Genomic DNA, 24,313 nt, shown 5'->3' with positions numbered 1-24,313 from the left:
TTTTCACACCGGGCCATGCGGCCCTGTGCGCTTATGCGGTATTAGCAGTCATTTCTAACTGTTATCCCCCTGTGTGAGGCAGGTTGCCTACGTGTTACTCACCCGTCCGCCGCTCAGTCACAAGCTTCTTCATCCCGAAAAAATCAAAAGCAGGCGCTTCGCTCGACTTGCATGTGTTAGGCACGCCGCCAGCGTTCATCCTGAGCCAGGATCAAACTCTCTGATAAAGTGTCTGTTCCAGGTCATGATAAACTCTCGCTTATCCAAACCTTTTACTGTTTTGGTTCGTTGAACCGTTTTTAAAAATGAATGTAAAAGAATTTTCAGTTCATGTGTTTCACTGTTCAGTTATCAAGGTCCCTGTCTTGCGACAGCCATATTAGATTATCACATCTTTTCTGGCTTGTCAAGAACTTTTTTTCATTTTCTTGAAAATTTCTTTTTTCAAGATTTTCAGAAGTTCCTGAGAGCACCGCTCTCGCCGACAGCTATGTTAGAATACCACAGTGTTTTCTCTTTGTCAACAAGTTTTTTGAATTTGTTAAAAATTATATGTTTTATATTTAATTTAGAATATTCTGATAATTGTAATTGCTTAACTGCAGACTTTTTATCAACTTAAAAGCTGTTTCTCTGGCTGCTTTAATGAGAAGGCTGTCCTTCTCATGGCATATAAGCCTCCTGAGTTCGGACAGCCTGTCTTTATAATAGGATAAGAGGAACTATTTTCCCTCTTTTTACATCTATCAAGCCCTTATCTGTCAGCTTTAAAGCCGGACTTACCGGAAGTCCCAGGGTTGCGAAAGACATGATCGGATTATAATGGGCATACCCCAGATTCTCCATACTCTGCCGTACAGCCTTCAAGCTCTGTGCAGTCTCTTTTAATGGTTTTTCTGAAAGCAGACCTGCCACAGGGAGGGCCAGCTCTGCAAGGATTTTCCCCTTATCTGCTGTAAGGAAACCACCCTGGAGTTCCTGAAGCCTGCAGACCGCCAGAAGCATATCCTCCGGAGAATCCCCTGCAACAAGAAGATTGTGGTGATCATGACAGTAGGTAGTTGCCACTGTCCCATGTTTCATACAGTTCCCGGTCACAAAGCCATAGCCGATATTTCCGTTTTTTCCATGACGTTCTATCGCCATAGCCAGCAGACAGCCGCTGCCCTGCCAGTCAAGTTTCCCGTTTTTTACCGCCATAGGTATCAGCTTCTCCCTGGTCTGGGTCCGGTCTCCTGATACTTCCATGGCACGGACCATAACAGAAGTGGCCCCAGCCGGCGCCGGAATCTCAAAATTTCTCTCTGACAAAGGCGGCAGAATCACACTATTATAAAAATCCTCAGGGAATCTATGGGCTGTCCGTGAGACAGATCCTTTCCTTCCGGAAAAAATCAATGCTCCGTTCTTAAAAACGTACTCCGGCTGAAAATGGGCCGGATCCCGAAGCAGTTGAAAATCTGCTACAAGCCCCGGAGCAATAGCGCCCCGGTCATATAAATGCATACGGCGGCTGGGCGTATAGGTAGCACAATAAATTGCCTGCTCCAGAGGAAAGCCTTTTTTCACTGCATTCTCCGCTACCGCATTAAGGTGGCCGGTCTCATAAAGCGTATCTGCCATTGTATCGTCTGTAACAAAACTTACATATTCAAAGAGATTATTCTCTCGAATATAGGCAATGATTTCCTCACGGAGCATTTTCTCCTGAAGTTCAAAGAACATACCGTTTTCAATCCGCTGACGTACCTCTTCCAAGGTGTGCTCTGTATGATCCCCATTAATCCCCAGATAAAGAAACTTCGCCAGATCCAGCCCTGTTAGAGAGGGACAGTGTCCCTCGATCACATAGCCTGGCTTTTCTGTGCGCAGGTAGTCCAGAAAACGGGTAATTTCCAGCTCATTTTCTTTTATAATCTGCCGGTAATTCATAATCTCGCCTACACATACCACATCCTTTTCCTCCAGCAGATGCTTCATGGCCTGGAAGTCGATCACTCCGCCGGTAGTCTCCAGCTCCCGGCTGGTAGATGGAACACTGCTGGGTATCCCGTAATAAATATCAATGGGAGTATCTTCGGCAGCTGCAATCATCTCCAGTATTCCCCGCATGCCCTTTACATTAGCAATCTCATGGGGTTCTGAAACTATCGTAGTCACGCCGCATCCTGCCAGGAAGTTACCAAATGGTCCCGGAGTCATCATCGAGCTTTCAATATGCATATGTATGTCAATAAATCCAGGTATCATATACATGCCCCGGGCGTCCAGAACTTCCTCTGCCTGAAAGTCCTGGGATTTTTCCCGGTCGATGTAATAAAATTTTCCCTGCAGGACAGATACATCTGCCGGGACAAATTTTTTCAGGTATGTATTAAACACCTGAGCATTCTTAATGAGAAGAGAAACCTTTTCCATTTTCATAAGGATCCTTTCCTAAATAAGTGTGTAAAAATACAGAAGACAGACTGCTACCATGATATACATCACTGGAGACAGTTCTTTGACCTTTCCGGCAGCGATCTTCATACTAAAGTAGGCCGGAATTGCGGCACAGATACCATTTGCAATATTATTGGCAAAAATTGTAAATGCAATGCAGATAAAGGCCGGAACTGCTTCTGTCAGATCTTCATAATGGATCTTGCTCATGCTGCTCAGCATGTTAATCCCGATAAAGATAAGGATGGGGCCTGTAGCTGCAGAGGATTCCAGATAGGTAGTCATACTGGGCATGCCAAAAAGCGCCCCGAAACTGGTAGCAATGGCATCTACTTTAAAGCACTTATCAATCCCCGGAAGATTGCCGTCTTCATCCAGATATCCAGCTTTGGCTCCTACGCCAAGCACTGTACCGAAAGTAGAAAAAAAGTCTGGTATAAATAAGGCAATAAGGAACGGAATATAGGCAAAATCCAATGCCCCGATAAAATCAATATTCATAAATTGGCTGCCAATGCCTGCCGGAAGGGAAAATGGCGAAGAAGGCAGTTCTGTAACTCCGAAAGGAATTCCGATCACTGTGGTAATTAAAATAGCAAGGATCATGCCTCCGGGAACATTTCTCGTCCGGATCACCAGAAGAATGATAAAGCCGATAACAGCTACAATAACAGATGGGGAAGCCAGATCCCCGAAAGCCATGTTGTTCTTATCGGCATCTGCCACAATCAGTCCGCAGTTCTTAGCTCCAAGAAGAGCAATAAAGAGTCCTATGCCGGCACTGACAGCCTGCTTTAAGCTCACCGGAATCGTCCGCACCACTGCTTCCCGCAGCCCCAGGAAAGAAATAAGGATAAAAAGAACTCCGCTCCAGAATATGACCCCGGCAGCTACAGGCGCACTGATACCCTCATTAGAAATCATAGAAGCCACAATACCAACACTTCCAAGTCCCGGAGCAAGAGCGAAAGGACGGTTGGTATAAAAAGCCATAGCACAGGTAGTAAGAATGATCAGAAGGATCATAGCCGTGAACATTACGTTCCGATCCAATCCTGCATTTCCCAGGAGACTGGGAACCGTTGCCAGTACATAAGCCATAGTTACAAAAGTAGTAAGTCCTGCCAGCAGCTCTGTTTTTACATTTGTGCCGTAGGAAGACAGCTGAAATTGTTTTTCAAGCCATTTTTTCATTAGTAGTACACTCCTTCTTCTTTATATTGTCAGGACAAAGCAGGAAAACCCCTTTGACCCTAAACTTCTTCTATTGTAAAATAGGAGAAAGAAATGTGTCCAATTCATATTTTTCAGAAAAATTATGCCAAAATGGAATATAGAAGGGGGAGGCCAAATGAATTTTCAGGAATTGAATTATGCGTTGAGTATTGCCAGATACCAGAATCTTACAAAAGCCGCAGAAGAGTTGTATATCTCTCAGCCCACTCTGAGCAAATGTCTGCAGAAGCTGGAACGGGAAATGGGCGGCAAGCTTTTTAGCCGCAGCGGAAATACCTACGTCCCGACTTATCTGGGACGCAGATATCTGGAATACGCCAGAAAGGTACTGGCGCTGAATCAGGATTGGGAACGGGAGCTCAAAGATATGAATGCCTGTATGGATGGAGAATTGAATATCGCTTTTCCTCTGATGCGCAGTTCCTGTATGGTACCTTCTATTATGAAGGTGTTTCATAAAAAATATCCCGGTGTCCGGGTGAATTTTATGGAGGAGGCCCATGCCATTCAGGAGAAGCTTCTTTTAAATGATGAACTGGATTTTGGAATCTTCAACGAGACAAGGCCTCACCCCAAACTTTCTTATGAAACACTGCTTAGGGAAGAAATACTCCTGGTAATGCCTCCAGATCACCCTATGGCGGGCCGGGGTATGAAAAGATCTGAAATGAAGCATCTCTGGATGGACCTGAGACTTCTGGAAAAAGAAGAATTTATCCTTCATTTTCCTGATCAGACCACTGGTCAGCTTGCTCTGGAGCTTTTTGAAACCTGGGGTATAAAACCTCAAGTCTCTGTCCGCACCAGAAATACAGAAACCAGCGTCCGGCTTTGCATGGAAGGTATGGGATTATGTTTTGTGCCGGAAACTTATATTAAAAATATGCGCTTTGACACCCCTCCCGCCTGTTTTTCCGTGGGAGAGAAGGGCGTCTTCAGCACCCTCACCATTGCCAGCAGAAAAGGCGCCTATCTTCCCTCCTACGCCCAGGATTTTATCAAAATTGCCCAGGAACAGCTATAAAACCTGATTTCTGCACTGCCTCTCCCTGAAAAATTCTATTCTGGAAGGAGTATCCCCTCCCCAGAGGATTTTGATTTTGGCTTTCTGAACTTTATCACTGTCAAACCCTTCTTCGGTATTGCTGTTGGGGAAGATAAAATTCTCTCCGCTGGATGTTACGGTAAGTCGAATCCTATGGCCTTCCTGGAAGGTGTTGGAAATTTTAGTCGTTCGGATTCTTATAGGATAAATTTTTCCCTCTTCCATATACTGAGGATGTTCAAAGCCATTTCTGTATTTGGCTCCCAGGACTCCATCCGCCAGTTTCACAGATCTTCCCTGCTCGTCCACATCGGTGATCCTCACGAAGAAATCTGTGTCCGGACAGTCGCAGGATACATAAAGCAGCACGGACAGTTCTCCGGTTATGGTCACAGGGATAGACAGTTTCTCTGTAGTAAAAGAAAGGATATCCTCTCTCTTCTCTTCCTGGGTATAATCCTCCGGTACTTCCAGCTCATTTTCCGACATATCCACCAGATGTACTGCAGGATTTTCCGGATCGTAGGTGTATTCCTCTGCGCCCTTTTCCTCACCAAGGGCAGCCGTCAGCCTTCCCTTGCCGCAGTTCTCCCCGTCTCCTTTTGCAGGAGCTTGTCCCCCTGCCAGATGCAGCTTCTCTGATACCGTGTTTTCGGGAGGCCAGTTCTCAGCACTTTTCCAGCAGCCTTCTCCCAGAGTGTAATATTCCACAGCCGGAGTCTTCTCAATACCATTTTCCGCGCCTTTTAAGAAGTGTTCCAGCCACATCATACAAAACATATCCACATCATATCGAAGGGCATCTTCACCCATATATACATTATGAATGTCATAATCCGCATTGCCGCTGTGCTTCCATGGTCCCAGAACTGCCTTCCAGGTTCCCTTAGGCCAGGTTTTTACAAGCTCCAGTGCCTCTGTGGTTCCCATGCCGTTATCATCGAACCAGCCGGAAAGGATCAGGGCCGGCACCGGATTTCCCTGATACCGGGCCTTCCAGTTATTCTTCTCCCAGAATTGGTCCATATCTCTGTGCTCCAGCCATTTTGTGAGGAAGTCCACCTCATGACCTAAAGCGATTTTAGGAATGTCTTTCAGAGGCCGGATTTTCAGGATCTCATCCCAGTTCTCCTGAGCCATAAGTTCCGGCCTCATCTGACGCTCTGACATGGCAAATCCCCAGGCCAGCATACCGGAATTAAAGCACCCTCCCCTTCTGGGAATGTCCACAAAAGCGCTGCCGGCACAGGCACTGCTTAACATAGCTTTCAGATGAGGATTTCCACTGGCAGCTGCCGCCCACTGTACATAGCCCAGATAGGAGCCTCCCGTCATACTCACCTGGCCGTCGCTCCAGGGCTGGGCTGCGATCCAGTTCAGGGTATCGTCCCCATCCTCCACCTCATAATGCTGGGGCAGCCATTCTCCTGTACTGTCCTCCCGTCCTCTTGTATCCTGGATCACAACGGCATATCCTCTTTGGACAAAGCGCCAGTACACTTCTATGCCCTTGGACTTTCCATAGGGAGTCCGCACCAGGACAGCAGAGCACTTTTCCTGGATTCCCAGGGGCAGGTACACATCTGTAGCCAGCCTTTCCCCGTCTCTGGTAGTCACATAAAAGGTTTTGGGCTGTGACACCGGCCATACCTGCCCAGGCTGGAATTCCTCCCATTCCGGATTCTGCCGGGGATATACCTTTTTCCACTCCCTCAGCACTGTCTTTTCCTCCCAGCCTTTTTTCACCAGCACTCCTACTGCGTCTCTGGCGCTCATGAGCACAGCATAGATCCCTTCCCTGTCAAAGAAAAGGTCCTTGGGGAACTTCCTGTGCCGCTGGAAATAACTTTCTCCCCTGCGGCAGGTAAACTCTTCCCCTTTATCCGTAACAAATTCTGCCGGGGTTTTTCTAATATTTTCTTCATACTCACTTTTTTCCTCAAAAAACTCCAGCAGATCCCTGCTGCACAGCTTCTGGAAAAAGAGACTTTCTTCCTGAGTAAAGGGCTTCTCCTGCCCCCATTTTCCTGTATATACGTCTAAAAGAGAAACAGTCTTTGTTTCTTGTTCTTCATAAATCTTTCCATATAAAATACCGGAAAGATAAAAATTCCACTGTGTTTTCATATTTTATGCCCCCGTGATCATACGGATCAGATACGCAACTGCGATTCCTACATAATTTCCGCATACGCCGCCGATAACGCCCATGAGCATCCCCACGCTTACCAGGCTTTTCCACCTTGCTCCTGAAGCTACCAGGGAGGAAGTGGTACCGTCAGCGATAGCTCCCACAATTCCCAGAAGCACATACTCATATCGGATCTTTAAAAGTCTGGTAATGAGCACATGCAGGAGCAGACTTCCTGCAATAACGCAGAGGCAGAACAGAGTAATCGTAGCTGCTGAGGTCAGGAATCCCTTAATATTTACAGAGAATCCCACAATAACAAGATACATCATTCCAAAGAACAATCCAAGGTTCATCGCTCCCCGGAGCTGCCGTACAGCCGGCACCTGGGCCACAATAATGGAAATAGTAGAGATCAAAAGGATCCTTCCTGCACTGGCAAAATCTGCACTCATAAAGCTGGAAAGCTTTGTGGAAACTGCTACCACTGAAACGGCAATCGCCAGCAAAATGGCAATCTCTTTAATACTCCATTCCTCTGAGGCCATAAGCTCCTTCTGGCTGCCGTCTCCTTCCAGTTCCTCGTCTGTAAAGGAATAAGGCCAGAACTTCTGAAATTTCTTAGAATTTTTCATCAAGGCAGGAGCCAGGAACATCAGCACTAAAGTAGGCATTCCCACTACATAGTCCGCTGCATTGGCTGCCGCAATAGTTGAGGCCGAAGCATTTAATCCTGTGGCAATGGCCGTCAGGTTGGAACTTCCGCCGGTATAAGTTCCTACGAACATACCTGCTACCTTCCAGCCTTCATCTATAGAATCTGCAAAAATACAGCCGAAGATAAAAGCTACAATGCTCACACTGAAGATTGCGCAGAAAATAGCAATCAAAGGCTGTTTCGACATCTTTATAATACTTTTGAGATCCACATTCATCAGATAAAGGGACATAGAAATAGGAATACAATAGGTTGACAAAGTACCGTATACTTCGCTGCTCTCCGGCACGATCTTCAGGTTTACCAATAAGATTCCCAGAATAATCACAATAAGGGCAGGACCTATCATTTTACAGGGTTTAAATCTCTGGGCCCAGAAGGCAAAAGCCACCAGGCATAAAATCACCGCCAGCACGGCATCTGTTGATTGAAATATTGGAAACATGTCTCTCTCCTCCTGTCCTTAAAATGTAATATCAAGCCCCAGTCCAGGTCTGTCCAGCAGACGGAACATATCCTGGTCTCTTTCAAAGCCTCCCGGCATTCCTGTATCGCCGTCCTTATAATACAGAAAACTGTCACAGTCTGCTTCCGTAATATTCTTCTTTGCTGCCACCAGGCTCAGTCCGGCGGTAATGGCGATCTTGGTCTCCATCATACATCCTACCATACAGGTTACTCCGAAGCTTTCTCCAATGGCACTGATCTGGGCGCCTCTGTAAAGTCCGCCGCATTTCATCAGCTTAATATTCATAATATCTGCAGCCTCTGCCTTACAGATCCTGGCAGCATCTCTCGTGGTATGTACAGATTCGTCCAGCATCAGCTGGATTCCCCCACCCTGCCTTCTAAGTCTGGCCGCACCGTCCAGATCCCAGTCAGGAAGGCATTGTTCAATAGCTTCAACCCCGTATTTCTTCATTTCTATGAGCATAGAAGAAGCCTGGGTGAAATTATAGCCCTGGTTTGCATCTACTCTCAGACGAATATCCGGTCCTACAGCCCTGCGGATAAGCTCCAGGGTCTGCAAGTCCTCCTGAGGACAGATTCCGGCTTTGATCTTCAGGATCCGGTAGCCTAAATCCTTTACAAAATGCTCCGCTGCAGCAGCCATTTTCTCCGGATCACTGATTCCTATGGTAATGTCATTCTGGACTTCACTCTGATATCCTCCCAGTACCCGGTACAAGGGCTGATTCATAACCTTGCCCTTCAGGTCATAGAGAGCAATATCAATGGCGCATTTGGCAGAGCCGTTTCCATGGACCAGTCCATCCATCATAGCATGGGCTTTCTCAATATCCAGAGGGTTCATGCCGATAAGTCCCTGGCGAAACATCTGCAGCACCTCCAGGCACCCTTCTGTGGTTTCTCCGGTAACCGGAGCGAAAGGAGCCGCCTCCCCGTAACCCACGTAACCTTCATCTGTCTCTACCTTTACAATAATGCTTGCCGTGTGGCTTACTTCTGCGAAAGCCACCTTAAAAGGCTCTGTCAGCTCAATGGAAAACTTCTCCATCTTCACATCTGTAATTTTCATGTTTTCCTCCTTATAATTTTATAAATACTGTATTTTATCGCATATATTGCATAAGATTTTACTATTTATAAAACTCTTTGTCAATCTAAAGCAATGAAATTTTATTGTTTTTTCTTTTTTGATGATTTATAATACCTGTACGGAGGTTTTATTATGTTAAAGATAAGAGAATACCGAAAACAACAGAATCTGACTATGAAGGAACTGGCCCAGGAGGCAGGTATGTCCATCAGTTATATTTCTCAGGTAGAACGAGGGGAAATCGACCCTTCTCTGTCAAGTCTGAGAAAAATTGCTTCCGTGCTTCAGGTTCCTTTATATCTGCTTTTAGATGATATGGAAATCCGGGGAAACCTCACCCTGCGAAAGGAGCAGCAGCTTATCCGCTGCTCAGAGGACGGCAAGGTACTATACCGTTTCCTAAGTCCTCTTCCCTCTCCGGAATTTTCTCCCCAAACTCTTCTCATACACTTTGAGGTAGCTCCCCATGCCCAGGACGTGGCTGTGCCTATCCGGCACCACTCGGAAGAATCCATCTATGTCACGGAAGGAACCCTCACTGTGCAGATAGGGGAGACAGAAGTAGTTTTGAATCCCGGAGACAGCACAGTGATTGAAAAGGATTTTCCCCATATCTGCAAAAATACCGGAGATGTCCCCGTAAAAGGCATTTCTGCTATTTCGCCGCCGGTATGGGGACGGATGGATTTAGTAAGGTAATTGTCAAAAAAGGCCCTTATGCAAAGCAAGATTAAATGCTCCGTATAAGGGTCTCCATTCATGACAACAGGCGGCCCGCAAAGCGAGCCGCCTGTTATTTTTCATCTATTACTGAGCTAACTTAACCGGGTTAACCTTTACGCTTGGTCCCATAGTGGAAGCCAGGGATACGCTCTTTAAGAACACACCCTTTAATGCGCTTGGTCTAGCCTTGATGATAGCTCCCATAAGCGTCTGGAAGTTGTCCGCTAACTGCTCCTCTGTGAAAGAAGCTTTTCCGATTGGCACGTGAATGATGTTTGTTTTGTCAAGACGATACTCAATCTTACCAGCTTTGATATCCTGAACGGCTTTTGCCACGTCCATGGTTACTGTACCAGCTTTTGGGTTTGGCATTAAGCCTTTAGGTCCGAGAACACGTCCCAGACGACCAACAACACCCATCATATCCGGAGTTGCAACTACTACGTCAAAATCCAGCCATCCTTCGTTCTGGATCTTCGGGATCAGTTCTTCTGCTCCTACGTAGTCAGCGCCTGCTGCCTGTGCCTCATCTGCCTTAGCATTCTTAGCGAATACCAGTACACGTACAGTCTTACCTGTTCCGTGAGGAAGTACAACGGCACCACGGATCTGCTGCTCTGCGTGACGTCCGTCACAGCCTGTTCTGATATGAGCTTCGATGGTCTCGTCAAATTTTGCTACAGCTGTTTTCTTTACTAAAGAAATGGCCTCTTCCGGGTCATATAAGTTTCCACGATTTACTGCTTTCGCAGCTTCTGTGTATTTCTTTCCGCGTTTCATATAAAATAACCTCCTAGTGGTAATTGCGGGAATGTCCCTCCCACGTTTGTTGATAAATTACTCTTCTACAGTGATACCCATACTTCTTGCAGTACCGGCGATCATGCTCATAGCTGCCTCTAAGGTTGCTGCATTTAAGTCTGGCATCTTCATCTCTGCGATTTCCTGGATCTTAGCTTTGGAAATTGTAGCGACTTTGTTTTTATTTGGAACGCCTGAACCTGATTTAATGTTGCAAGCTTTCTTTAATAAAACTGCAGCCGGCGGAGTTTTTGTGATGAAGCTGAAGCTTCTGTCCGCATATACTGTAATAACAACTGGGATGATCAGATCACCCTTATCTGCTGTTCTTGCGTTAAATTCCTTTGTAAACTGTACGATGTTTACACCATGCTGTCCTAATGCAGGACCAACTGGTGGAGCTGGTGTAGCCTTTCCAGCAGGAATCTGTAATTTAATATAACCTGTAACTTTCTTTGCCATTTTCGGCACCTCCTATAATGTGGTAATTGCGGGGATGTCCCTCCCACGAGCCATGTGACATTATGGCCCTTTCTCACTGTTACTTTTTCGTCTTATGAAAGACTCTTAACTTCTGCGAAACTTATCTCTACCGGCGTTTCGCGGCCGAACAGCTCAACATTGATGGTCACGATCTGCTTTGCTTCATTGATACTCTGAACAACGCCTACAGTATCCTTCCACACGCCTCCTGTGACAACAACACTGTCGCCCACTCCAAAGTCTACTTCCACGTCTCTTACAGAAGCGATGCCCAATGCATCGATCTCCTGCTCGGTAAGGGGAACCGCCTTGGAACCCGGACCAACAAAGCCTGTAACACCTCTGGTATTTCTTACAACATACCAGGTGTCGTCATTCATCACCATATGGATCAGAACGTATCCCGGGAACATCTTTCTCTGAACTTGCTTTTTCTCGCCGTTCTTCAGTTCCACTACGTCTTCCATGGGTACACGAACTTCTAAGATCTGGTCCTCCAGGTGTCTGTTTTCAATTGTCTTGTCAATGTTGGCTTTTACCTTGTTCTCATACCCGGAATAGGTGTGAACAACATACCAATTTGCTTCTGACATTTTACTCACCTTGTCCTTACTTAATGATCAGGTTCAGCAGCTGCAGTACTCCGCTGTCGATAACAGCAATGATAACGCCTAAAACTGCAGTGATACATACAACTGCAATGGTCTGCTTAACCAGTGTCGGCTTATCAGGCCAGACGATCTTCTTAAATTCAGCCTGAAGTCCCTGTATCCATTGGCTGGCTTTTGAAGATTTCTGCTTCTTTTCTGCCTTCATATATTTCACCCTCTTAAACCTGATTACTTGGTTTCTTTGTGCAATGTATGAGTTCTGCAGAATTTACAGTACTTCTTTGTCTCCAAACGTTCTGGATGATTCTTTTTTTCCTTTGTCATGTTGTAGTTACGCTGTTTGCATTCCGTACATGCCAATGTGATCTTTACGCGCACGACTTCTCCACCTCCATGTGTCTTTTATCGCCGGCAGCTCACGTTACTGCCGTCTACGCAACATCTTGCTACTGCGACAAAGATCTTTTCCTTATTATAAACTTCAGTTTTCACTGTAAATTTAGGCACAAAAAAAAGACCTACTTCCAGTGTCGCTACACAAGCGTATCATAGAAGCAGGTCTTTGTCAAGTTTTTTCTACAACGAGGTTATTCTTTGCTCATTCTTTTCATCTCCGTGCGGTTCTTTTCCAGATGAAATAAATTTATTCGTTATAGTATAAAGCCCATCCTATCCCGAATTTATCAACTACAAGTCCCAGTATTGCTGCCCAAGGATATGGACCTTCCGTATGATAACTTTGGGCTTCTTTGCCTATTTCATTGTAAGCTTCCCAAAAATCTTCTTTCTTATCATAACGGACCTCACAGCATAGAACTCCCTGAAATCCAGTACCCATACTTTTTCCTGGGCCGTTCAAAATCTCTTGTCCATAAATTTCCATCATAATATGAATATCATCGTTATCCGGCGGTGTGCTTCCAATAATTTTTTTGCTTTAAAAGCTCTTTGATACAATTCAAAAGCCTCGATCCGCTCTTTATTAGATGGTCCAATACTAAAGGACATGGTAAATTTAGGATATGCTCCCATATCTGTTTCTCCTGTATACAATAAATTTTCTGGTTTATACATATTTATACTTCACCACTTTTTTTCTGTTCCCGGACAGTGATTTTTCTCTACCGCCGCCCGGTACTCCACAAAGCAGCCACATATACGGCACATCCCATTTATAAGATTATCACATTCTTTGCAGAAAGCCAGGCGTCTTTGATATTCCTGGCTTTCTGTTTTTATCTCCTCATCCAATCCCTGGATATACTGTCTCATGTTCCTCAGAAAATCTTCTTCTGCGATATCTTCCAGAAGACATTTTTTACAAAATCTTTTGGGCTGATCCATGGTCTATTTCACACCTGAAGCGCTGTCGGAAAGCGCCCCCTTCCCGGATATCTTATTTTGAAAAATAAAATTTCTGAAATCTGCGTATCCTCCCGTCTTATTCCCATAGCAAAAGATACCGATTCTGTAGCCGATAAATAAATCCAGAGTATATTTCATCTGAAGCTGTGTTCCGATCGTCTCCCAGTTTTCTCCATCATACGACCAGTAGAAAGCTGCCCTATCCTTAAGTTCGCAATAATCGAAATCAATTCTAAGAAAACACTGACCGGACTTTATAGGAACAGAAATTTCTACCGTTTCTCCCTGCCCCAGTTTTCCCTTGACTACTTCTACCGCAAAAGCGCCTTTCTCCTGTGCTCTTATTCCCACAGACCCATAAGTTCCCTGAAACGCCGTAAGGCCGGCAAACTCCTGAGGCTTCATACCTGAAGCGTCTATTTCTATCGTAAAAGAAGAATATGGACTCTCTGTTTTTTGAGTCAGTGTTCCACGAGCTTCCATAAGATTTGCTGCCGGAACTTTGGAAAACAGTCTCAGGTATCCGGTTCTTTTCGTGAGGGACCAGCCGCCGGGTACAGGATTATGGTTCCATTCCCACTGAGGCTTTAAACAATCTTTCTCATAGGAAAAGCTATCGCTGATAATAAGGGGTTCTGCCTTATACTCTTCAAAAGACGTTTCAAAACTTCGGGGGATCTTTCCTCCCGGCGCCAGTACCGGCCAGTTCTCCTCCCATGTAACAGGCATCAGATATGGAATCCTTCCTACTGCTCCATGATCCTGGAACAGCATGGCATACCACTCTCCCTCTTTTGTATCAATAAGAGTTCCCTGAGCGATTCCATTGTTGAAGAATCCCATATCATCATCAACCAGCACTTTACACTCATAATCCCCTAAAAGCTGGGCAGAACGATAACAGATCACCCGTCTCCTCTTCCTGCCGACAGTCGGCCAGTCAATAAAGAAAAAATAATGGAAATTATCCTTTGCAATCCAGCGGCAGCCTTCACATCTCAATCCTATCCCCTCTTTTGGGGTAGAAAACAAAAGACGCTGTACGCCTCCGCACTTTATCCCCGACAGATCACTCTCCAGTTCCACAATTCTTATTTCCCCATTGCCGTAAACCAGATAAACATGTCCGTCCTCAAAGACAAAGGACATATCATGATAAATACCATCTAGGGTTATACGTTCCCAGCCTGTTTTTTCTATATCATCTGTGCTGTATATATATGTTTTCTGCAGATCATTACATGCAAAACAGGCGTAGAATTTACCTTCATAGTATTTCAGACTGGTGGCCCACTGTCCCTGCCCATAGGCATTTTTTCCCTCTTCCAGCCTATAACCGGGATTATCTTCGATGACGTTAAAGATATAAGAAGTAATTTCCCAGTGTACCAAATCCCCGGATCTTAAAACAGGCGCTCCTGGCGTCACAAACATAGTTGTAGACACCATATAGTACATATCATTTACACGTATAATATCAATATCCGGCATATCGATCTCCATGATCGGATTTGTTACTCTCATCTTATACTTCCTTTCTTATCTTTTTTACTTTACAGATAAATGCAGGACACTGCAGGCCGGAATGGTAAAGGCCAGGCCTTTATCTGTGATCTTCACGTCTGTAAATTCTTTTGTGCAGACAGTTTCCGGTTCCTCAAAAGTATTCATGGCATGCATTTCTTCTGTAAGGATCTCACCCTTTACTTCAGAAATATTCTTTTCCAGAATCGTAGTATCAATCTCATAGTCCTCTGTAAGAGAAAGGTTGGTAACTGTAATATGCAGAACGCCATTTTCGTCTACAGAAACAGACTCGGTAAGATTCGGTACCTGATATTCTTCTTCCACGCCTATGGTTTCTGTATCTATATAGCTGTCCACCAGCATAGCGTCCTGATGGTATTTGAACATATTAAATACATGATAGGTAGGAGTCTTGATCATCTTTTCTCCTTCTGTAAGGATTACAGACTGAAGTACATTGACGATCTGAGCGATATTGGCCATCCGTACACGGTCGCTGTGTTTGTTAAAGATGTTCAGGTTAATACCAGCCACCAGAGCGTCTCTCATAGTGTTCTGCTGATAAAGGAATCCTGGATTGGTTCCCGGCTCTACGGTGAACCATGTTCCCCACTCGTCAACGATCAGGCCGATTTCTTTTTTAGGATCATACTTGTCCATGATAGCTCCATGACGGCGGATCAGCTCATCCATATAGAGAGTCTTGCTGAGAGTCTTATACCATACCTTATCATCAAAGTCAGTGGCGCTTCCCTTGATCTCCCAGCCTTCTGGATGGGTGTAATAATGAAGAGAAAGGCCATCCATAAATCCGTGCTGGAAAGGCTGGCTGTGGCGGAAGCAAGTTGACATAACTCCTTCTGTCCACTCATAGTCATCTACGTTTGGACCGCAGGCGATCTTGTAAATTTTCTTATCTGCTTTATAGTCTCTCACATAGGTCTGATATCTCCGGTACTCGTTGGCATAAAATTCCGGCGTCATATTTCCGCCGCATCCCCAGTTCTCATTGCCTACACCAAAGAAAGCCACATCCCAGGAATTTTCCTGACCGTTTTCTTTTCTCCAGTCTGCCATGGGGGATACTCCGTCAAAGGTCATATATTCTACCCACTCTGACATTTCCTGTACAGTTCCGCTGCCTACGTTTCCATTTACATATGCCTCGCAGCCTAACTGACGGCACAGTTCAAAGAACTCATGGGTACCAAAGCTGTTGTCTTCTACAACGCCGCCCCAGTGGGTATTGATGATCTTCTTTCTGTTTTCTTTTGGGCCTACTCCGTCTTTCCAGTGGTACTCATCAGCGAAGCAGCCGCCCGGCCAGCGAAGTACAGGGATCTTCATTTCCTTTAAAGCTTCCACTACGTCGGTACGCATACCGTTTACATTAGGGATCGGAGAGTCTTCTCCTACATACATTCCCTCATAGATACATCTTCCCAGGTGTTCGGAAAAATGTCCGTAGATTTCCTTGTGGATCTTACTTTTCTTTACATTTGGATTGATCACAAATTTTGTCATATATTTTCTCCTCTTTCATAAGACAATCCAAAATGACTGCCCATATAATATTCCGTATTTCTGCCTATCTGTTTATTTTCCCAGACGGATCACGTTCCAGGAAGCTTTCTTCAGAACGCTTGTGGCAATACCGCCGTCCAGTTTTGTTCTGTCGTCAGCGTTTACAGGGTAAACCTTCTGCTCAGTCAGGCTGTTCACTGCCTTCAGGTCTTCGTTCTCCATAACAATGTGTTCTAATACTCTGTATCCTTCAAAGCTTCTCACATCTGTTGTCAGCTCTACATCTTCCTCCAGATTACGGTTTACAGCAAAAATGGTCACTTCATCTTTTTCTTCGTTGTATACAGCGATAGATTCTACGTCTGTGATCTCATCATGTTTTGCTGTAGCATGCTTTGTTCCGGAAACTACCGGCTGAAGCGCAATGCCTCTTCCGTATTTGGAAGCATGCATAAACGGATAGAAGATCGTCTGCTTCCATGCGCCGCCTGCAGCGTCTGTCATAATAGGAGCAATAACATTTACCAGCTGTGCCAGGCAGGCCATCTTTACACGGTCTGCATGTTTCAGCAGAGTGATCAGCATAAGTCCTACCAGAAGCGCATCCTCAAAATTGTAGATATCCTCCAGCATGGGCGGAGCTACCTGCCATGGATGATTCTCTGTGATGTCATCATCTGCTGCGTTGGAATGGAACCATACATTCCACTCGTCAAAGCTTAAGTTCATGGTCTTTTTGCTGCGTTTTTTCGCTTTTACATAATCGCAGGTAGCGATAATGGTGCGGATAAAGTCGTCCATATCATCAGACTGAGCCAGATAATCGTTGCTGTCGTTATCTCTGTTTCCATAGTACTGATGCATGGAAATGTAATCTACATAGTCATAGGTATGGGACAGTGTAACTGCTTCCCAATCCGGGAAAGTAGGCATATCTCTGTTGGAGCTTCCGCAGGAAACCAGTTCGATCGTAGGATCGATGAGACGCATAGCCTTTGCAGTTTCCTCTGCCAGACGTCCGTACTCTTCCATAGTCTTATGGCCGATCTGCCATGGACCGTCCATCTCATTTCCCAGGCACCATACTTTGATGTTATGAGGGTCTTTTACACCGTGTTTAATACGCAGGTCACTGTATTTAGTTCCTGACGGATGATTGCAGTATTCCAGCAGATTGCAGGCGTCTGAGATCCCTCTGGTGCCCAGGTTTACAGCCATCATCACCTGAGAGTTTACCTGTTTTGCCCATTTGGAAAATTCATTTAAACCGATCTCATTTTTCTCCAGGCTTCTCCAGGCCAGTTCCAGTCTGTGAGGTCTTTCTTCCACTGGTCCAACAGAATCTTCCCAGTAGAAATTAGACACAAAGTTTCCTCCCGGATAACGGATGATAGGCACATTCAGCTCTTTTACCAGCTGTACTACATCCTGACGGAATCCGTCGGCATCCGCCGCAGGATGTCCCGGCTGATAGATGCCCTCATATACGGCCCTTCCCAAATGTTCGATAAAAGAGCCGTAAATCCTCTCGTCAACTTTGGAGATCTGGAACTCTTTATCCAGAACCATTTTTGCTCTTCTGCTCATTTGTGTTTCCTCCTTATATATTTAAATTTTTCTTAATTATTTTACCTTTATCTATATTATATTGTTATAGTGCCCATGTGTCAACAGAGGTTTTGTAAAATTTTTTATGTATATTTAGTTCTAAGTAAAATACTTTTGTTGCCTAAGTCCGGATTTTCACTTATAATAGTACCAAAGTTTAAATCTTATTCTATCTATAACACACCCTAATAAAGGAGTCCGCCTATGCTGCATATTAAAAAAATTGAAGATGGTATAGACCTTTATAAAGCCCTGGGATCTGATCTTCGTATCCAGATCATTAAGCTGCTGCTGGAAAAGGGCGAAATGAATATGAACGAGATTGCCGGAAGTCTGGGAATTACCAATGGAGCTCTTACCAGCCATATCAAAAAACTGGAAGAATGCGGACTGGTCAGCGTTCTTTCTGAGCACGAAGGCCACGGCAATCAGAAACTCTGCCGGGTCCACACAGACAGGATCCTCATTGATGTTATGCCCCAGGTTCCGGAAGAGAACAAAAATCTTTACTCCGTAGACATTCCAGTAGGCCAGTATACCGATTATCAGGTGTCTCCCACCTGCGGCATTGCCTCCCGGAAAAGTCTCATCGGAGAAGTGGACGACCCCAGATATTTTGCCCATCCCCAGCGGACCCATGCTGGAATCCTCTGGTTCTCCAAGGGATATGTAGAATATCTTATCCCAAACTTTCTCCCGCCCCACTGTCAGGTAGAGCAGCTCATCCTCTCTGTGGAAATAGCCTCAGAAGCTCCCGGAACCAACAATGACTGGCCCTCAGACATTGCTTTTTTCCTCAATGAAATTCCCATCGGCACCTGGACCAGTCCCGGAGATTTCGGAGATGTTCACGGACTTTTTACCCCCAGCTGGTGGCTTCCTGCCTGGAACCAGTACGGCCTTCTAAAGACCCTGATCGTTAATAAAAACGGCACCTTTATAGATGGTCTGAAGATTTCCGATGTCACCATTGAGCAGTTCGCCCTAGATCACAAAAGCCCTCTCCGATTTAAGTTTATGGTATCTGACACCAGCCCTAACACAGGAGGCCTTACCTTATTCGGTAAAGGCTTTGGAAACTACAACCAGGACATCCATGTGGTAGTTTCCTATTCACCGGACTGAAATACCCTGCTGCAAGCATCGGGATATTTGACCCTTGCGGCAGGAATAAAAAGGACCATCCTGTGAGACCCGGCAGTTTCTGCTGCTCACAGGATGGTCTTTTGTCTATGTATTATCCCTTAACAGCTCCTGCTGTCATACCTTCGATAAAGTATCTCTGGAAGCAGATAAACAAGATAAAGATCGGGATGATAGAGAATACCGATCCTACAACCAGAAGGCTGTAGTTATCTCCATATGGATTGATCAGTGTATTCAGACCAATCGTCAGTGTGTACTTCTCTGAAGAACGGATTACCAGCAGCGGCCACATGTAGTTATTCTATGCGTTCATACCGTTTAAGATCGCCATAGCTGAAAATGCAGGCTTCATAATTGGGGCAATCAGTTTAAAGAAAATACCATATTCTGTACATCCGTCAATACGTCCTGCTTCAATCAGGGATTTAGGCAATCCCAGCAGATACTGGCGGAAGAAGAATATTGTAGATGCATGAGCCAGGAAAGGCAGTATGATTGATACATAGCTGTCCATCATTCCCCACTTAGAGATCTGGCTGTACAGAGGCAGCATGATAACTTCGAAAGGAATAGACAGAATAATCGGCACGATCACAAAGAAGAAATTCTTTCCTTTAAAATCATAGGCTGCAAATCCATAAGCTACAAATGAGCTGACCAAAAGAGTAAGCACAACTGTGATCACTGTCAGTAATAAACTGTTTCCAAACCAGATCCAGTAATCATGATCTCCAGTAAACAGCAGTACCAGGCCTGCGGCGCAGGCGTAGCCCATAGCTCTCTTTTCAATACCCTGTCTGTACAGATATCCTACGATAGTCAGACCGATGTTCTGAGGTGAGTTGTTTCCTTTCCACAACATGAAGGACTCCAGGAACATGGATAGACCAGCGTAAATACTGATAGTCAGAACATATACGCTTGTCGGTTTCAGCAGCGGAACAGAAATCTTAACAAACTGCTGCCATTTGTTGGCCCCGTCAATAGAGGCTGCTTCATAAAGTTCCGTATCGATGCTCTGAAGTCCTGCCAGGAAGTACAGAATATTAACTCCGGTCCATCTCCAGCAGGCTACGATCAACAAAACTGCATATCCAGTCCACTCTCCCTTCAGCCATTTAATTGGTAGGCGTTTGCGAAACGCCTATTTCCATATATCGCTGAAAGGAGAAAAAATGAAAAAGATGTATACTCTTCCCCAGGAAGACATCCTGTGCAGAGACGGGCAGACCAGGGCATTTCTGCGCCCCTATACGAAAAACTGGAACAATCCAGAATCAGACAGTCTCCATCTGGAGTACAGTTATAACGGCAGAAACTGGTATAGCCTCAATGGAAACAACGGAATCTGGTTTCCTGATTATGGTTCTAAGCAGCTGTCTGAGCCTTCTATTTACAGTCTGAAAAATGGCAGCTATCTTATTACTGCCAGAGACGCCAAAGATTCCTCTCATATGTATTTCGCAGAGACAAAAGATTTCCTTTCCTTTACTGGAGCCGGTTATACCGGTATAGACTGGGACTTCAAAAATGAGAAAGAAATTTCCCTCTATCCTGACCTGGAAAACCGTCTGGAGATTCCTGTCTCTCTCCTGGAAACTTTGTTTCCTGTATATGGAAAACCGGAGCCTGTACTTCTGACAAAGACAGAATCTCTTTCTCTTAAAGCAGAGCCTGGAAAGATTCCTTCTCTTCCCGAGAAGATTTCTGTGGAATATTCCAACGGCGGAACTGAAGAGCTTCCTGTAGAGTGGGAAGCAATCCCGGAAGGACTGCTCCAGACTCCGGGCAGATATACTGTAGAGGGGAAACTCCATCAGACCTTATTTGAAAAACCTCTGATCTACCATCGCGCTGATCCTTATATCTACAAACATACAGACGGAAAATATTATTTTACCGCCTCCTATACGGATATGGAACATAACCTGGATGGAAAATATCAGTACCTATATATTATTCTCCGAAGGGCAGACACTTTAGAAGGCCTTGCAGACGGCTCCGATTCCTATGAAGAAAAAGTCATATATGAGAGAAAGCCCATCAACAATGGAACTATGAGTCCTCATATCTGGGCTCCTGAAATCCACAATATCCATGGAAACTGGTATGTTTACTATACGACTACCATTTCCGACGAGTCCTCCTGGAGGATCCGTCCTCACTGCCTGGAATGCAAAGATTCCGATCCCCTGACCGGAAAATGGGAGGAGAAGGGACCTCTTGTATCTACTGTAGCAGGAGATATTGCATTTACAGATTTCTCTCTGGACCATACTTACTTTAATCACAGGGGAAAAGACTATATCCTCTGGGCCCAGAAAACCAACAATATTTCCGATATTTTCATCGCCCAGCTTTCCAACCCCTGGACTCTGTGCACACCAGCTGTCCGGCTGACTCATCCGGAATATAACTGGGAACTCCACGGTTTCCCTGTAGATGAAGGTCCGGGAGTAATAAAGCATGATGGACGTATCTTTATTACTTTCTCTGCCAGCGGTACAGATGCCATGTACTGTGTAGGACTTTTATACGCAGATGAGGACGCAGATCTGCTCAGCTCTTCCTCCTGGACAAAACTGCCTTATCCTGTATTCCAGAGCAGCAAAGAAACCGGACAGTACGGTCTTGGCCACAACAGTTTTACAAAGTCTGACGACGATTCCCAGGATCTTATCATCTACCATGGACGTCAGGAAGAGCGGTATCTTGTGGAAGAGGATTATCAGCCTCTTTATGATGCCGGAAGAAATGCTTCCGTGGGAAAAATCTATTGGGATAAAAACGGCATGCCGGATTTCTCTGTTCCGGCAATGGGAATTGTATGCAGTGAAGACAGGCTGAAAGTGAAAGCGGAAATTATTGTAGAATAGCTTAGGATTCTTATACAAAATAAAACAGGACTCTTCATGAAACATTCTATTCTTTGTTTCGTGAAGAGTCCTGTTTTTATGAAACATAAGTATCTAAAAGTTTTTCCACAGCTCCATAATACCCTTCCGGATCCTTATCCTGGCATTGGGCGTGTCCCGCCCCTTCTACAATGAGCAGCTCTTTCGGACAGGCCGCCTCTTGGTAAAGTTCCCGGGACATTTCCACAGAAATCATCTGATCCTGATCTCCATGTATAAATAGTGTAGGGATGCTGCTTTTCTTCACCGCCTCCAGGGCAGAAGCATCCTTCAAGTCATAGCCTCCTCTGAGCTGGAGCATGAGATTGGCAGTGTCCAGAATAGGAAAAGCCGGAAGGTGAAACCACTGGACGATTTTTTCCTGAAACATAGTATATGCATCTGTATAGGCGCAGTCTGAGACAACTGCCTTTACATTTTCCGGCAGGTCTTCTTCTCCTGTCATCATCAAAGCACAGGCCGCTCCCATAGACTGTCCGTGGATAACGATTTCTGCCTCAGGGTCCTGTTCCAGTATGTAGTCCAGCCAGAGCATATTATCTCTCCTGTCTGTCCAGCCCATTCCGATGAAGTCTCCTTCACTTTCTCCCTGACACCGCATGTCAGGAGCGAGCACATGATGGCCTCGCTGGTTATACCACATGGCAAAGGGATACATAGCCTCTTTCCATCCCGTATACCCATGAAGGAGGAGTACCCACTTATGGCTCTCTTCTTCTGTATACACTTCCTGGGCCACCAGCTTATACCCTTCTTCTGTTTCTTTCGTCAATTTCTGTCCATGAGCATTCTTCGCCCATTCCCTGGTTTCTTCCCAGGACTTTTGGTACTGCTGCTGTATGTCGCTGGTATGTACCAGGGCATTTACACTATCCTCGGTAATCCTGGAAAAAGCCTCCAGCCGTTCCATAAAAGAAGGAACCAGGGCCGCACTTACAAGGATATTAGCCAGACCTATATACAGAAGAAACAGCACCGCTAAAACCACAGGCAAAATTCTTTTAAGTCTCTTTTTTTTCTTCATTCTCTTTCAGTCCTGTTATTTTTAATGCAATATTTTCCAATATCCTTTTCTGTCTGATCCTACACGCTCAATAATGCCCTTTTCTTTCAGGCTTTTTAAGCGGGCAGCTACCGTTTTCCTGCTGATTTCCATTTTCTCAGCCAACTGCAGCATTGTATATCCTGGGTCTTCCAGCAACAGTCCCAAAAGTTCCCGTTCTTTTTCAGTCACCTTTTCAGTCACCCTTTCAGTCACCTTTTCAGTCACCTTTTCAGTCACCTTTTTGACCGCAGATCCAACAACCCTATCCTCAGGAGCAGTAAATTTAATCATAATGTCCCCAGGATTAATCGTATATTCCGGTTGAGGTACTCCATCATTCTCACAGGCAGAACAAATCTTTTCAATGCCCCTGCCCCAGCTCTCAATAAACCCGGCTAAGTAAAACACATGAGCAATATTAGGATTATATGGGCAGGACGCATGCTTTCTCATTAAATTTTCCAATGTCCAATTTTCAGGAAGGCAGCCGCAATTCGCAATATATAATTTGTCTTCATACACGCTGATCTGAATGGGGATTCCAGATTGATACTGTTTATGGCATATAGCATTCAGCAGTGCTTCTCTTAAGGCCTCTTCCGGTACAAAATACCGTTCAATTCTCTGTATGCCTTCATATGTGATTTTCGCTTTCATGTACTTTAAATACAGCAATTCTACAGTCTTATCAATCTGCTCCAGTATGGAGCCATGAATCTCATCCTGATAAAGCAGGTCGGCATCTGTCTCAAAATATCCTATTTTAATATACGAGCCCAACTGCCATCTCTCCGGATTTTTCCCAAAGAGCAGCATAGCTGCATTTGTCAGATAAGAACCGTTTATAAGATGTAATTTTTCTAAAAGCATCTCTTTTGGCTCTTCTAACACACTTTTGTCTATACGCCCTTTTCTTGTCGCCCATTGTTTAAAATGCTTAACAGTCTCCTCGTCTATATCCTTCATGGTAAATGCCGGAAGCGGCTGATTGTCCCATGTCACTCCACGCTTTCGCATTAAAAATGCTTCTAGTGCATGCCCAGATAATATCTGGCGCGTACTCCCACTGCGATAATAATATACTCCTTTGCAGGAAATACCTATAGGATATGTCGGGACATCAATCTCAATGTATTCTTTGTCATCACTTTCATACAGATTGACACCTACGATAATACCCATAGTATCTCTGATTTTATTCGGGATATCTTCCAAAAGTTTATGGGCATTTGGCAGCCCGACGACATTCCCATAGTCATCACATCCGATGTAAATCTTTCCACCCTGTGCATTAGCAAATCCGCAGATCCATTCCAGATACTCATCTTTCCATTTAGCTTTCCATTCAATATTCTGGCTTTCGGGCATTGCAAATTTTCAACTCCTTTTATTTCGGCAGAATCTTTAACTTGGATTTGATTATAGCATTTCC

24 protein-coding genes, 1 rRNA gene and 1 pseudogene are annotated in these 24,313 nt (G+C 44.9%); 4 read left to right on the top strand and 22 right to left on the bottom strand.

What is annotated here, in order from left to right; translation table 11 throughout:
* The 3 genes from B5G33_RS09240 to B5G33_RS09230 all read right to left on the bottom strand — a co-directional run.
* Window positions 1-227: ribosomal RNA gene (locus tag B5G33_RS09240) — 16S ribosomal RNA — on the bottom strand; the annotation flags it as partial.
* 475 nt (window positions 228-702) lie between these two features.
* Window positions 703-2,418: an adenine deaminase C-terminal domain-containing protein gene (locus tag B5G33_RS09235; RefSeq protein ID WP_087271017.1), complete on the bottom strand. Its 1,716-nt coding sequence runs from the start codon at window positions 2,416-2,418 to the stop codon at window positions 703-705.
* Window positions 2,419-2,436: 18 nt separating this feature from the next.
* Window positions 2,437-3,636, bottom strand: a complete 1,200-nt coding sequence (locus B5G33_RS09230) for an NCS2 family permease (RefSeq protein ID WP_087417438.1) — start codon at window positions 3,634-3,636, stop codon at window positions 2,437-2,439.
* Between the two features lie 157 nt (window positions 3,637-3,793).
* Here B5G33_RS09230 and B5G33_RS09225 point away from each other — a divergent pair, with 157 nt between their 5' ends.
* Complete coding sequence (locus B5G33_RS09225; protein ID WP_087417437.1) at window positions 3,794-4,702, top strand: LysR family transcriptional regulator; 909 nt, start codon at window positions 3,794-3,796, stop codon at window positions 4,700-4,702.
* Here B5G33_RS09225 and B5G33_RS09220 read toward each other — a convergent pair.
* From B5G33_RS09220 to B5G33_RS09210, 3 genes are read right to left on the bottom strand one after another with little or no spacing between them, the layout of a single operon-like run.
* Window positions 4,697-6,850: a CocE/NonD family hydrolase gene (locus B5G33_RS09220; protein ID WP_087417436.1), complete on the bottom strand. Its 2,154-nt coding sequence runs from the start codon at window positions 6,848-6,850 to the stop codon at window positions 4,697-4,699. The genes B5G33_RS09225 and B5G33_RS09220 overlap by 6 nt on opposite strands.
* Before the next feature lie 3 nt (window positions 6,851-6,853).
* Window positions 6,854-8,017 (bottom strand): DUF819 family protein, encoded by a 1,164-nt coding sequence (locus B5G33_RS09215; protein WP_087417435.1) that lies wholly within the window; start codon window positions 8,015-8,017, stop codon window positions 6,854-6,856.
* Between the two features lie 18 nt (window positions 8,018-8,035).
* Window positions 8,036-9,112: a mandelate racemase/muconate lactonizing enzyme family protein gene (locus B5G33_RS09210; protein ID WP_087417434.1), complete on the bottom strand. Its 1,077-nt coding sequence runs from the start codon at window positions 9,110-9,112 to the stop codon at window positions 8,036-8,038.
* 153 nt (window positions 9,113-9,265) lie between these two features.
* On the opposite strand from B5G33_RS09210, the gene B5G33_RS09205 reads away from it, so the two are divergent.
* Window positions 9,266-9,832 carry a helix-turn-helix domain-containing protein gene (locus tag B5G33_RS09205; RefSeq protein WP_087270977.1) on the top strand — a complete coding sequence of 189 codons (567 nt, stop codon included), beginning with the start codon at window positions 9,266-9,268 and terminating at the stop codon, window positions 9,830-9,832.
* Window positions 9,833-9,940: 108 nt separating this feature from the next.
* Here the strand turns inward: B5G33_RS09205 and rplA are convergent, their stop codons facing one another.
* The 11 genes from rplA to arfA form a co-directional block, all read right to left on the bottom strand.
* A complete protein-coding gene (rplA, locus tag B5G33_RS09200) occupies window positions 9,941-10,636 on the bottom strand; it encodes a 50S ribosomal protein L1 (protein ID WP_087270974.1) in 696 nt (231 codons plus the stop codon).
* A gap of 57 nt (window positions 10,637-10,693) precedes the next feature.
* Window positions 10,694-11,119: a 50S ribosomal protein L11 gene (gene rplK / locus B5G33_RS09195; protein WP_087417433.1), complete on the bottom strand. Its 426-nt coding sequence runs from the start codon at window positions 11,117-11,119 to the stop codon at window positions 10,694-10,696.
* A gap of 92 nt (window positions 11,120-11,211) precedes the next feature.
* Window positions 11,212-11,733 (bottom strand): transcription termination/antitermination protein NusG, encoded by a 522-nt coding sequence (nusG, locus tag B5G33_RS09190; RefSeq protein ID WP_087417432.1) that lies wholly within the window; start codon window positions 11,731-11,733, stop codon window positions 11,212-11,214.
* A gap of 16 nt (window positions 11,734-11,749) precedes the next feature.
* Window positions 11,750-11,956 (bottom strand): preprotein translocase subunit SecE, encoded by a 207-nt coding sequence (secE, locus tag B5G33_RS09185; RefSeq protein WP_087270966.1) that lies wholly within the window; start codon window positions 11,954-11,956, stop codon window positions 11,750-11,752.
* A gap of 23 nt (window positions 11,957-11,979) precedes the next feature.
* Window positions 11,980-12,129: a 50S ribosomal protein L33 gene (gene rpmG / locus B5G33_RS09180; protein WP_044925727.1), complete on the bottom strand. Its 150-nt coding sequence runs from the start codon at window positions 12,127-12,129 to the stop codon at window positions 11,980-11,982.
* Window positions 12,130-12,394: 265 nt separating this feature from the next.
* Entirely contained in the window at window positions 12,395-12,637 is a 243-nt protein-coding gene (locus tag B5G33_RS09175) for a hypothetical protein (RefSeq protein WP_087417431.1), read from the bottom strand.
* Window positions 12,634-12,825 carry a hypothetical protein gene (locus B5G33_RS21640; protein WP_204247359.1) on the bottom strand — a complete coding sequence of 64 codons (192 nt, stop codon included), beginning with the start codon at window positions 12,823-12,825 and terminating at the stop codon, window positions 12,634-12,636. Before B5G33_RS21640 ends, B5G33_RS09175 begins: the two co-directional genes overlap by 4 nt.
* Before the next feature lie 9 nt (window positions 12,826-12,834).
* Window positions 12,835-13,095, bottom strand: coding sequence for a DUF6171 family protein (locus tag B5G33_RS09170; RefSeq protein ID WP_087270961.1), 261 nt, complete (start codon window positions 13,093-13,095; stop codon window positions 12,835-12,837).
* 3 nt (window positions 13,096-13,098) lie between these two features.
* Window positions 13,099-14,640, bottom strand: coding sequence for a glycoside hydrolase family 43 protein (locus B5G33_RS09165; RefSeq protein ID WP_087417430.1), 1,542 nt, complete (start codon window positions 14,638-14,640; stop codon window positions 13,099-13,101).
* 24 nt (window positions 14,641-14,664) lie between these two features.
* Window positions 14,665-16,167: an alpha-N-arabinofuranosidase gene (locus B5G33_RS09160; RefSeq protein ID WP_087417429.1), complete on the bottom strand. Its 1,503-nt coding sequence runs from the start codon at window positions 16,165-16,167 to the stop codon at window positions 14,665-14,667.
* A gap of 72 nt (window positions 16,168-16,239) precedes the next feature.
* Window positions 16,240-17,754, bottom strand: coding sequence for an arabinosylfuranosidase ArfA (arfA, locus tag B5G33_RS09155; protein WP_087417428.1), 1,515 nt, complete (start codon window positions 17,752-17,754; stop codon window positions 16,240-16,242).
* A gap of 225 nt (window positions 17,755-17,979) precedes the next feature.
* On the opposite strand from arfA, the gene B5G33_RS09150 reads away from it, so the two are divergent.
* Window positions 17,980-18,900, top strand: coding sequence for an ArsR/SmtB family transcription factor (locus B5G33_RS09150; RefSeq protein WP_087417427.1), 921 nt, complete (start codon window positions 17,980-17,982; stop codon window positions 18,898-18,900).
* 112 nt (window positions 18,901-19,012) lie between these two features.
* On the opposite strand, the gene B5G33_RS09145 is transcribed toward B5G33_RS09150, so the two are convergent.
* The 3 genes and pseudogenes from B5G33_RS09145 to B5G33_RS22590 form a co-directional block, all read right to left on the bottom strand.
* Window positions 19,013-19,213: a hypothetical protein gene (locus B5G33_RS09145; RefSeq protein WP_087417426.1), complete on the bottom strand. Its 201-nt coding sequence runs from the start codon at window positions 19,211-19,213 to the stop codon at window positions 19,013-19,015.
* A 9-nt stretch (window positions 19,214-19,222) separates the two neighbouring features.
* Window positions 19,223-19,594, bottom strand: a complete 372-nt coding sequence (locus tag B5G33_RS22595) for a carbohydrate ABC transporter permease (RefSeq protein ID WP_275532798.1) — start codon at window positions 19,592-19,594, stop codon at window positions 19,223-19,225.
* A pseudogene (locus B5G33_RS22590) lies at window positions 19,574-20,044 on the bottom strand (carbohydrate ABC transporter permease); the annotation flags it as partial. The pseudogene B5G33_RS22590 and the gene B5G33_RS22595, both read right to left, overlap by 21 nt.
* A gap of 52 nt (window positions 20,045-20,096) precedes the next feature.
* Here B5G33_RS22590 and B5G33_RS09135 point away from each other — a divergent pair.
* Entirely contained in the window at window positions 20,097-21,797 is a 1,701-nt protein-coding gene (locus B5G33_RS09135; protein ID WP_087417425.1) for a family 43 glycosylhydrolase, read from the top strand.
* A 76-nt stretch (window positions 21,798-21,873) separates the two neighbouring features.
* Here the strand turns inward: B5G33_RS09135 and B5G33_RS09130 are convergent, their stop codons facing one another.
* Both B5G33_RS09130 and B5G33_RS09125 read right to left on the bottom strand, forming a co-directional pair.
* Entirely contained in the window at window positions 21,874-22,860 is a 987-nt protein-coding gene (locus B5G33_RS09130; protein ID WP_087417424.1) for an alpha/beta hydrolase, read from the bottom strand.
* 21 nt (window positions 22,861-22,881) lie between these two features.
* Window positions 22,882-24,249: an ATP-binding protein gene (locus B5G33_RS09125; protein WP_087417423.1), complete on the bottom strand. Its 1,368-nt coding sequence runs from the start codon at window positions 24,247-24,249 to the stop codon at window positions 22,882-22,884.
* Window positions 24,250-24,313: the final 64 nt, after the last annotated feature.

Origin of the sequence: Blautia sp. An81 (genome assembly GCF_002161285.1) — a bacterium.
Classification (GTDB): domain Bacteria; phylum Bacillota; class Clostridia; order Lachnospirales; family Lachnospiraceae; genus Blautia; species Blautia ornithocaccae.
Note: the sequence above shows the minus strand (reverse complement) of the source record. Positions and strands in the feature narration are given on the sequence as shown.

Excerpts from the sequence above, each read along its gene's own strand:
- rplA (WP_087270974.1), bottom strand. The coding sequence starts at position 10,636 with ATGAAACGCGGAAAGAAATACACAGAAGCTGCGAAAGCAGTAAATCGT.
- B5G33_RS09175 (WP_087417431.1), bottom strand. The coding sequence starts at position 12,637 with ATGATGGAAATTTATGGACAAGAGATTTTGAACGGCCCAGGAAAAAGT.
- B5G33_RS09125 (WP_087417423.1), bottom strand. The coding sequence starts at position 24,249 with ATGCCCGAAAGCCAGAATATTGAATGGAAAGCTAAATGGAAAGATGAG.
- B5G33_RS09150 (WP_087417427.1), top strand. The coding sequence starts at position 17,980 with ATGCTGCATATTAAAAAAATTGAAGATGGTATAGACCTTTATAAAGCC.
- B5G33_RS09165 (WP_087417430.1), bottom strand. The coding sequence starts at position 14,640 with ATGAGAGTAACAAATCCGATCATGGAGATCGATATGCCGGATATTGAT.
- B5G33_RS21640 (WP_204247359.1), bottom strand. The coding sequence starts at position 12,825 with ATGTATAAACCAGAAAATTTATTGTATACAGGAGAAACAGATATGGGA.
- rplK (WP_087417433.1), bottom strand. The coding sequence starts at position 11,119 with ATGGCAAAGAAAGTTACAGGTTATATTAAATTACAGATTCCTGCTGGA.
- nusG (WP_087417432.1), bottom strand. The coding sequence starts at position 11,733 with ATGTCAGAAGCAAATTGGTATGTTGTTCACACCTATTCCGGGTATGAG.
- secE (WP_087270966.1), bottom strand. The coding sequence starts at position 11,956 with ATGAAGGCAGAAAAGAAGCAGAAATCTTCAAAAGCCAGCCAATGGATA.
- B5G33_RS09145 (WP_087417426.1), bottom strand. The coding sequence starts at position 19,213 with ATGTGGCCGCTGCTGGTAATCCGTTCTTCAGAGAAGTACACACTGACG.
- B5G33_RS09230 (WP_087417438.1), bottom strand. The coding sequence starts at position 3,636 with ATGAAAAAATGGCTTGAAAAACAATTTCAGCTGTCTTCCTACGGCACA.
- B5G33_RS09170 (WP_087270961.1), bottom strand. The coding sequence starts at position 13,095 with ATGGATCAGCCCAAAAGATTTTGTAAAAAATGTCTTCTGGAAGATATC.
- B5G33_RS09215 (WP_087417435.1), bottom strand. The coding sequence starts at position 8,017 with ATGTTTCCAATATTTCAATCAACAGATGCCGTGCTGGCGGTGATTTTA.
- B5G33_RS09210 (WP_087417434.1), bottom strand. The coding sequence starts at position 9,112 with ATGAAAATTACAGATGTGAAGATGGAGAAGTTTTCCATTGAGCTGACA.
- B5G33_RS09135 (WP_087417425.1), top strand. The coding sequence starts at position 20,097 with ATGAAAAAGATGTATACTCTTCCCCAGGAAGACATCCTGTGCAGAGAC.
- B5G33_RS09130 (WP_087417424.1), bottom strand. The coding sequence starts at position 22,860 with ATGAAGAAAAAAAAGAGACTTAAAAGAATTTTGCCTGTGGTTTTAGCG.
- B5G33_RS09205 (WP_087270977.1), top strand. The coding sequence starts at position 9,266 with ATGTTAAAGATAAGAGAATACCGAAAACAACAGAATCTGACTATGAAG.
- B5G33_RS09160 (WP_087417429.1), bottom strand. The coding sequence starts at position 16,167 with ATGACAAAATTTGTGATCAATCCAAATGTAAAGAAAAGTAAGATCCAC.
- arfA (WP_087417428.1), bottom strand. The coding sequence starts at position 17,754 with ATGAGCAGAAGAGCAAAAATGGTTCTGGATAAAGAGTTCCAGATCTCC.
- B5G33_RS09225 (WP_087417437.1), top strand. The coding sequence starts at position 3,794 with ATGAATTTTCAGGAATTGAATTATGCGTTGAGTATTGCCAGATACCAG.
- B5G33_RS09235 (WP_087271017.1), bottom strand. The coding sequence starts at position 2,418 with ATGGAAAAGGTTTCTCTTCTCATTAAGAATGCTCAGGTGTTTAATACA.
- B5G33_RS09220 (WP_087417436.1), bottom strand. The coding sequence starts at position 6,850 with ATGAAAACACAGTGGAATTTTTATCTTTCCGGTATTTTATATGGAAAG.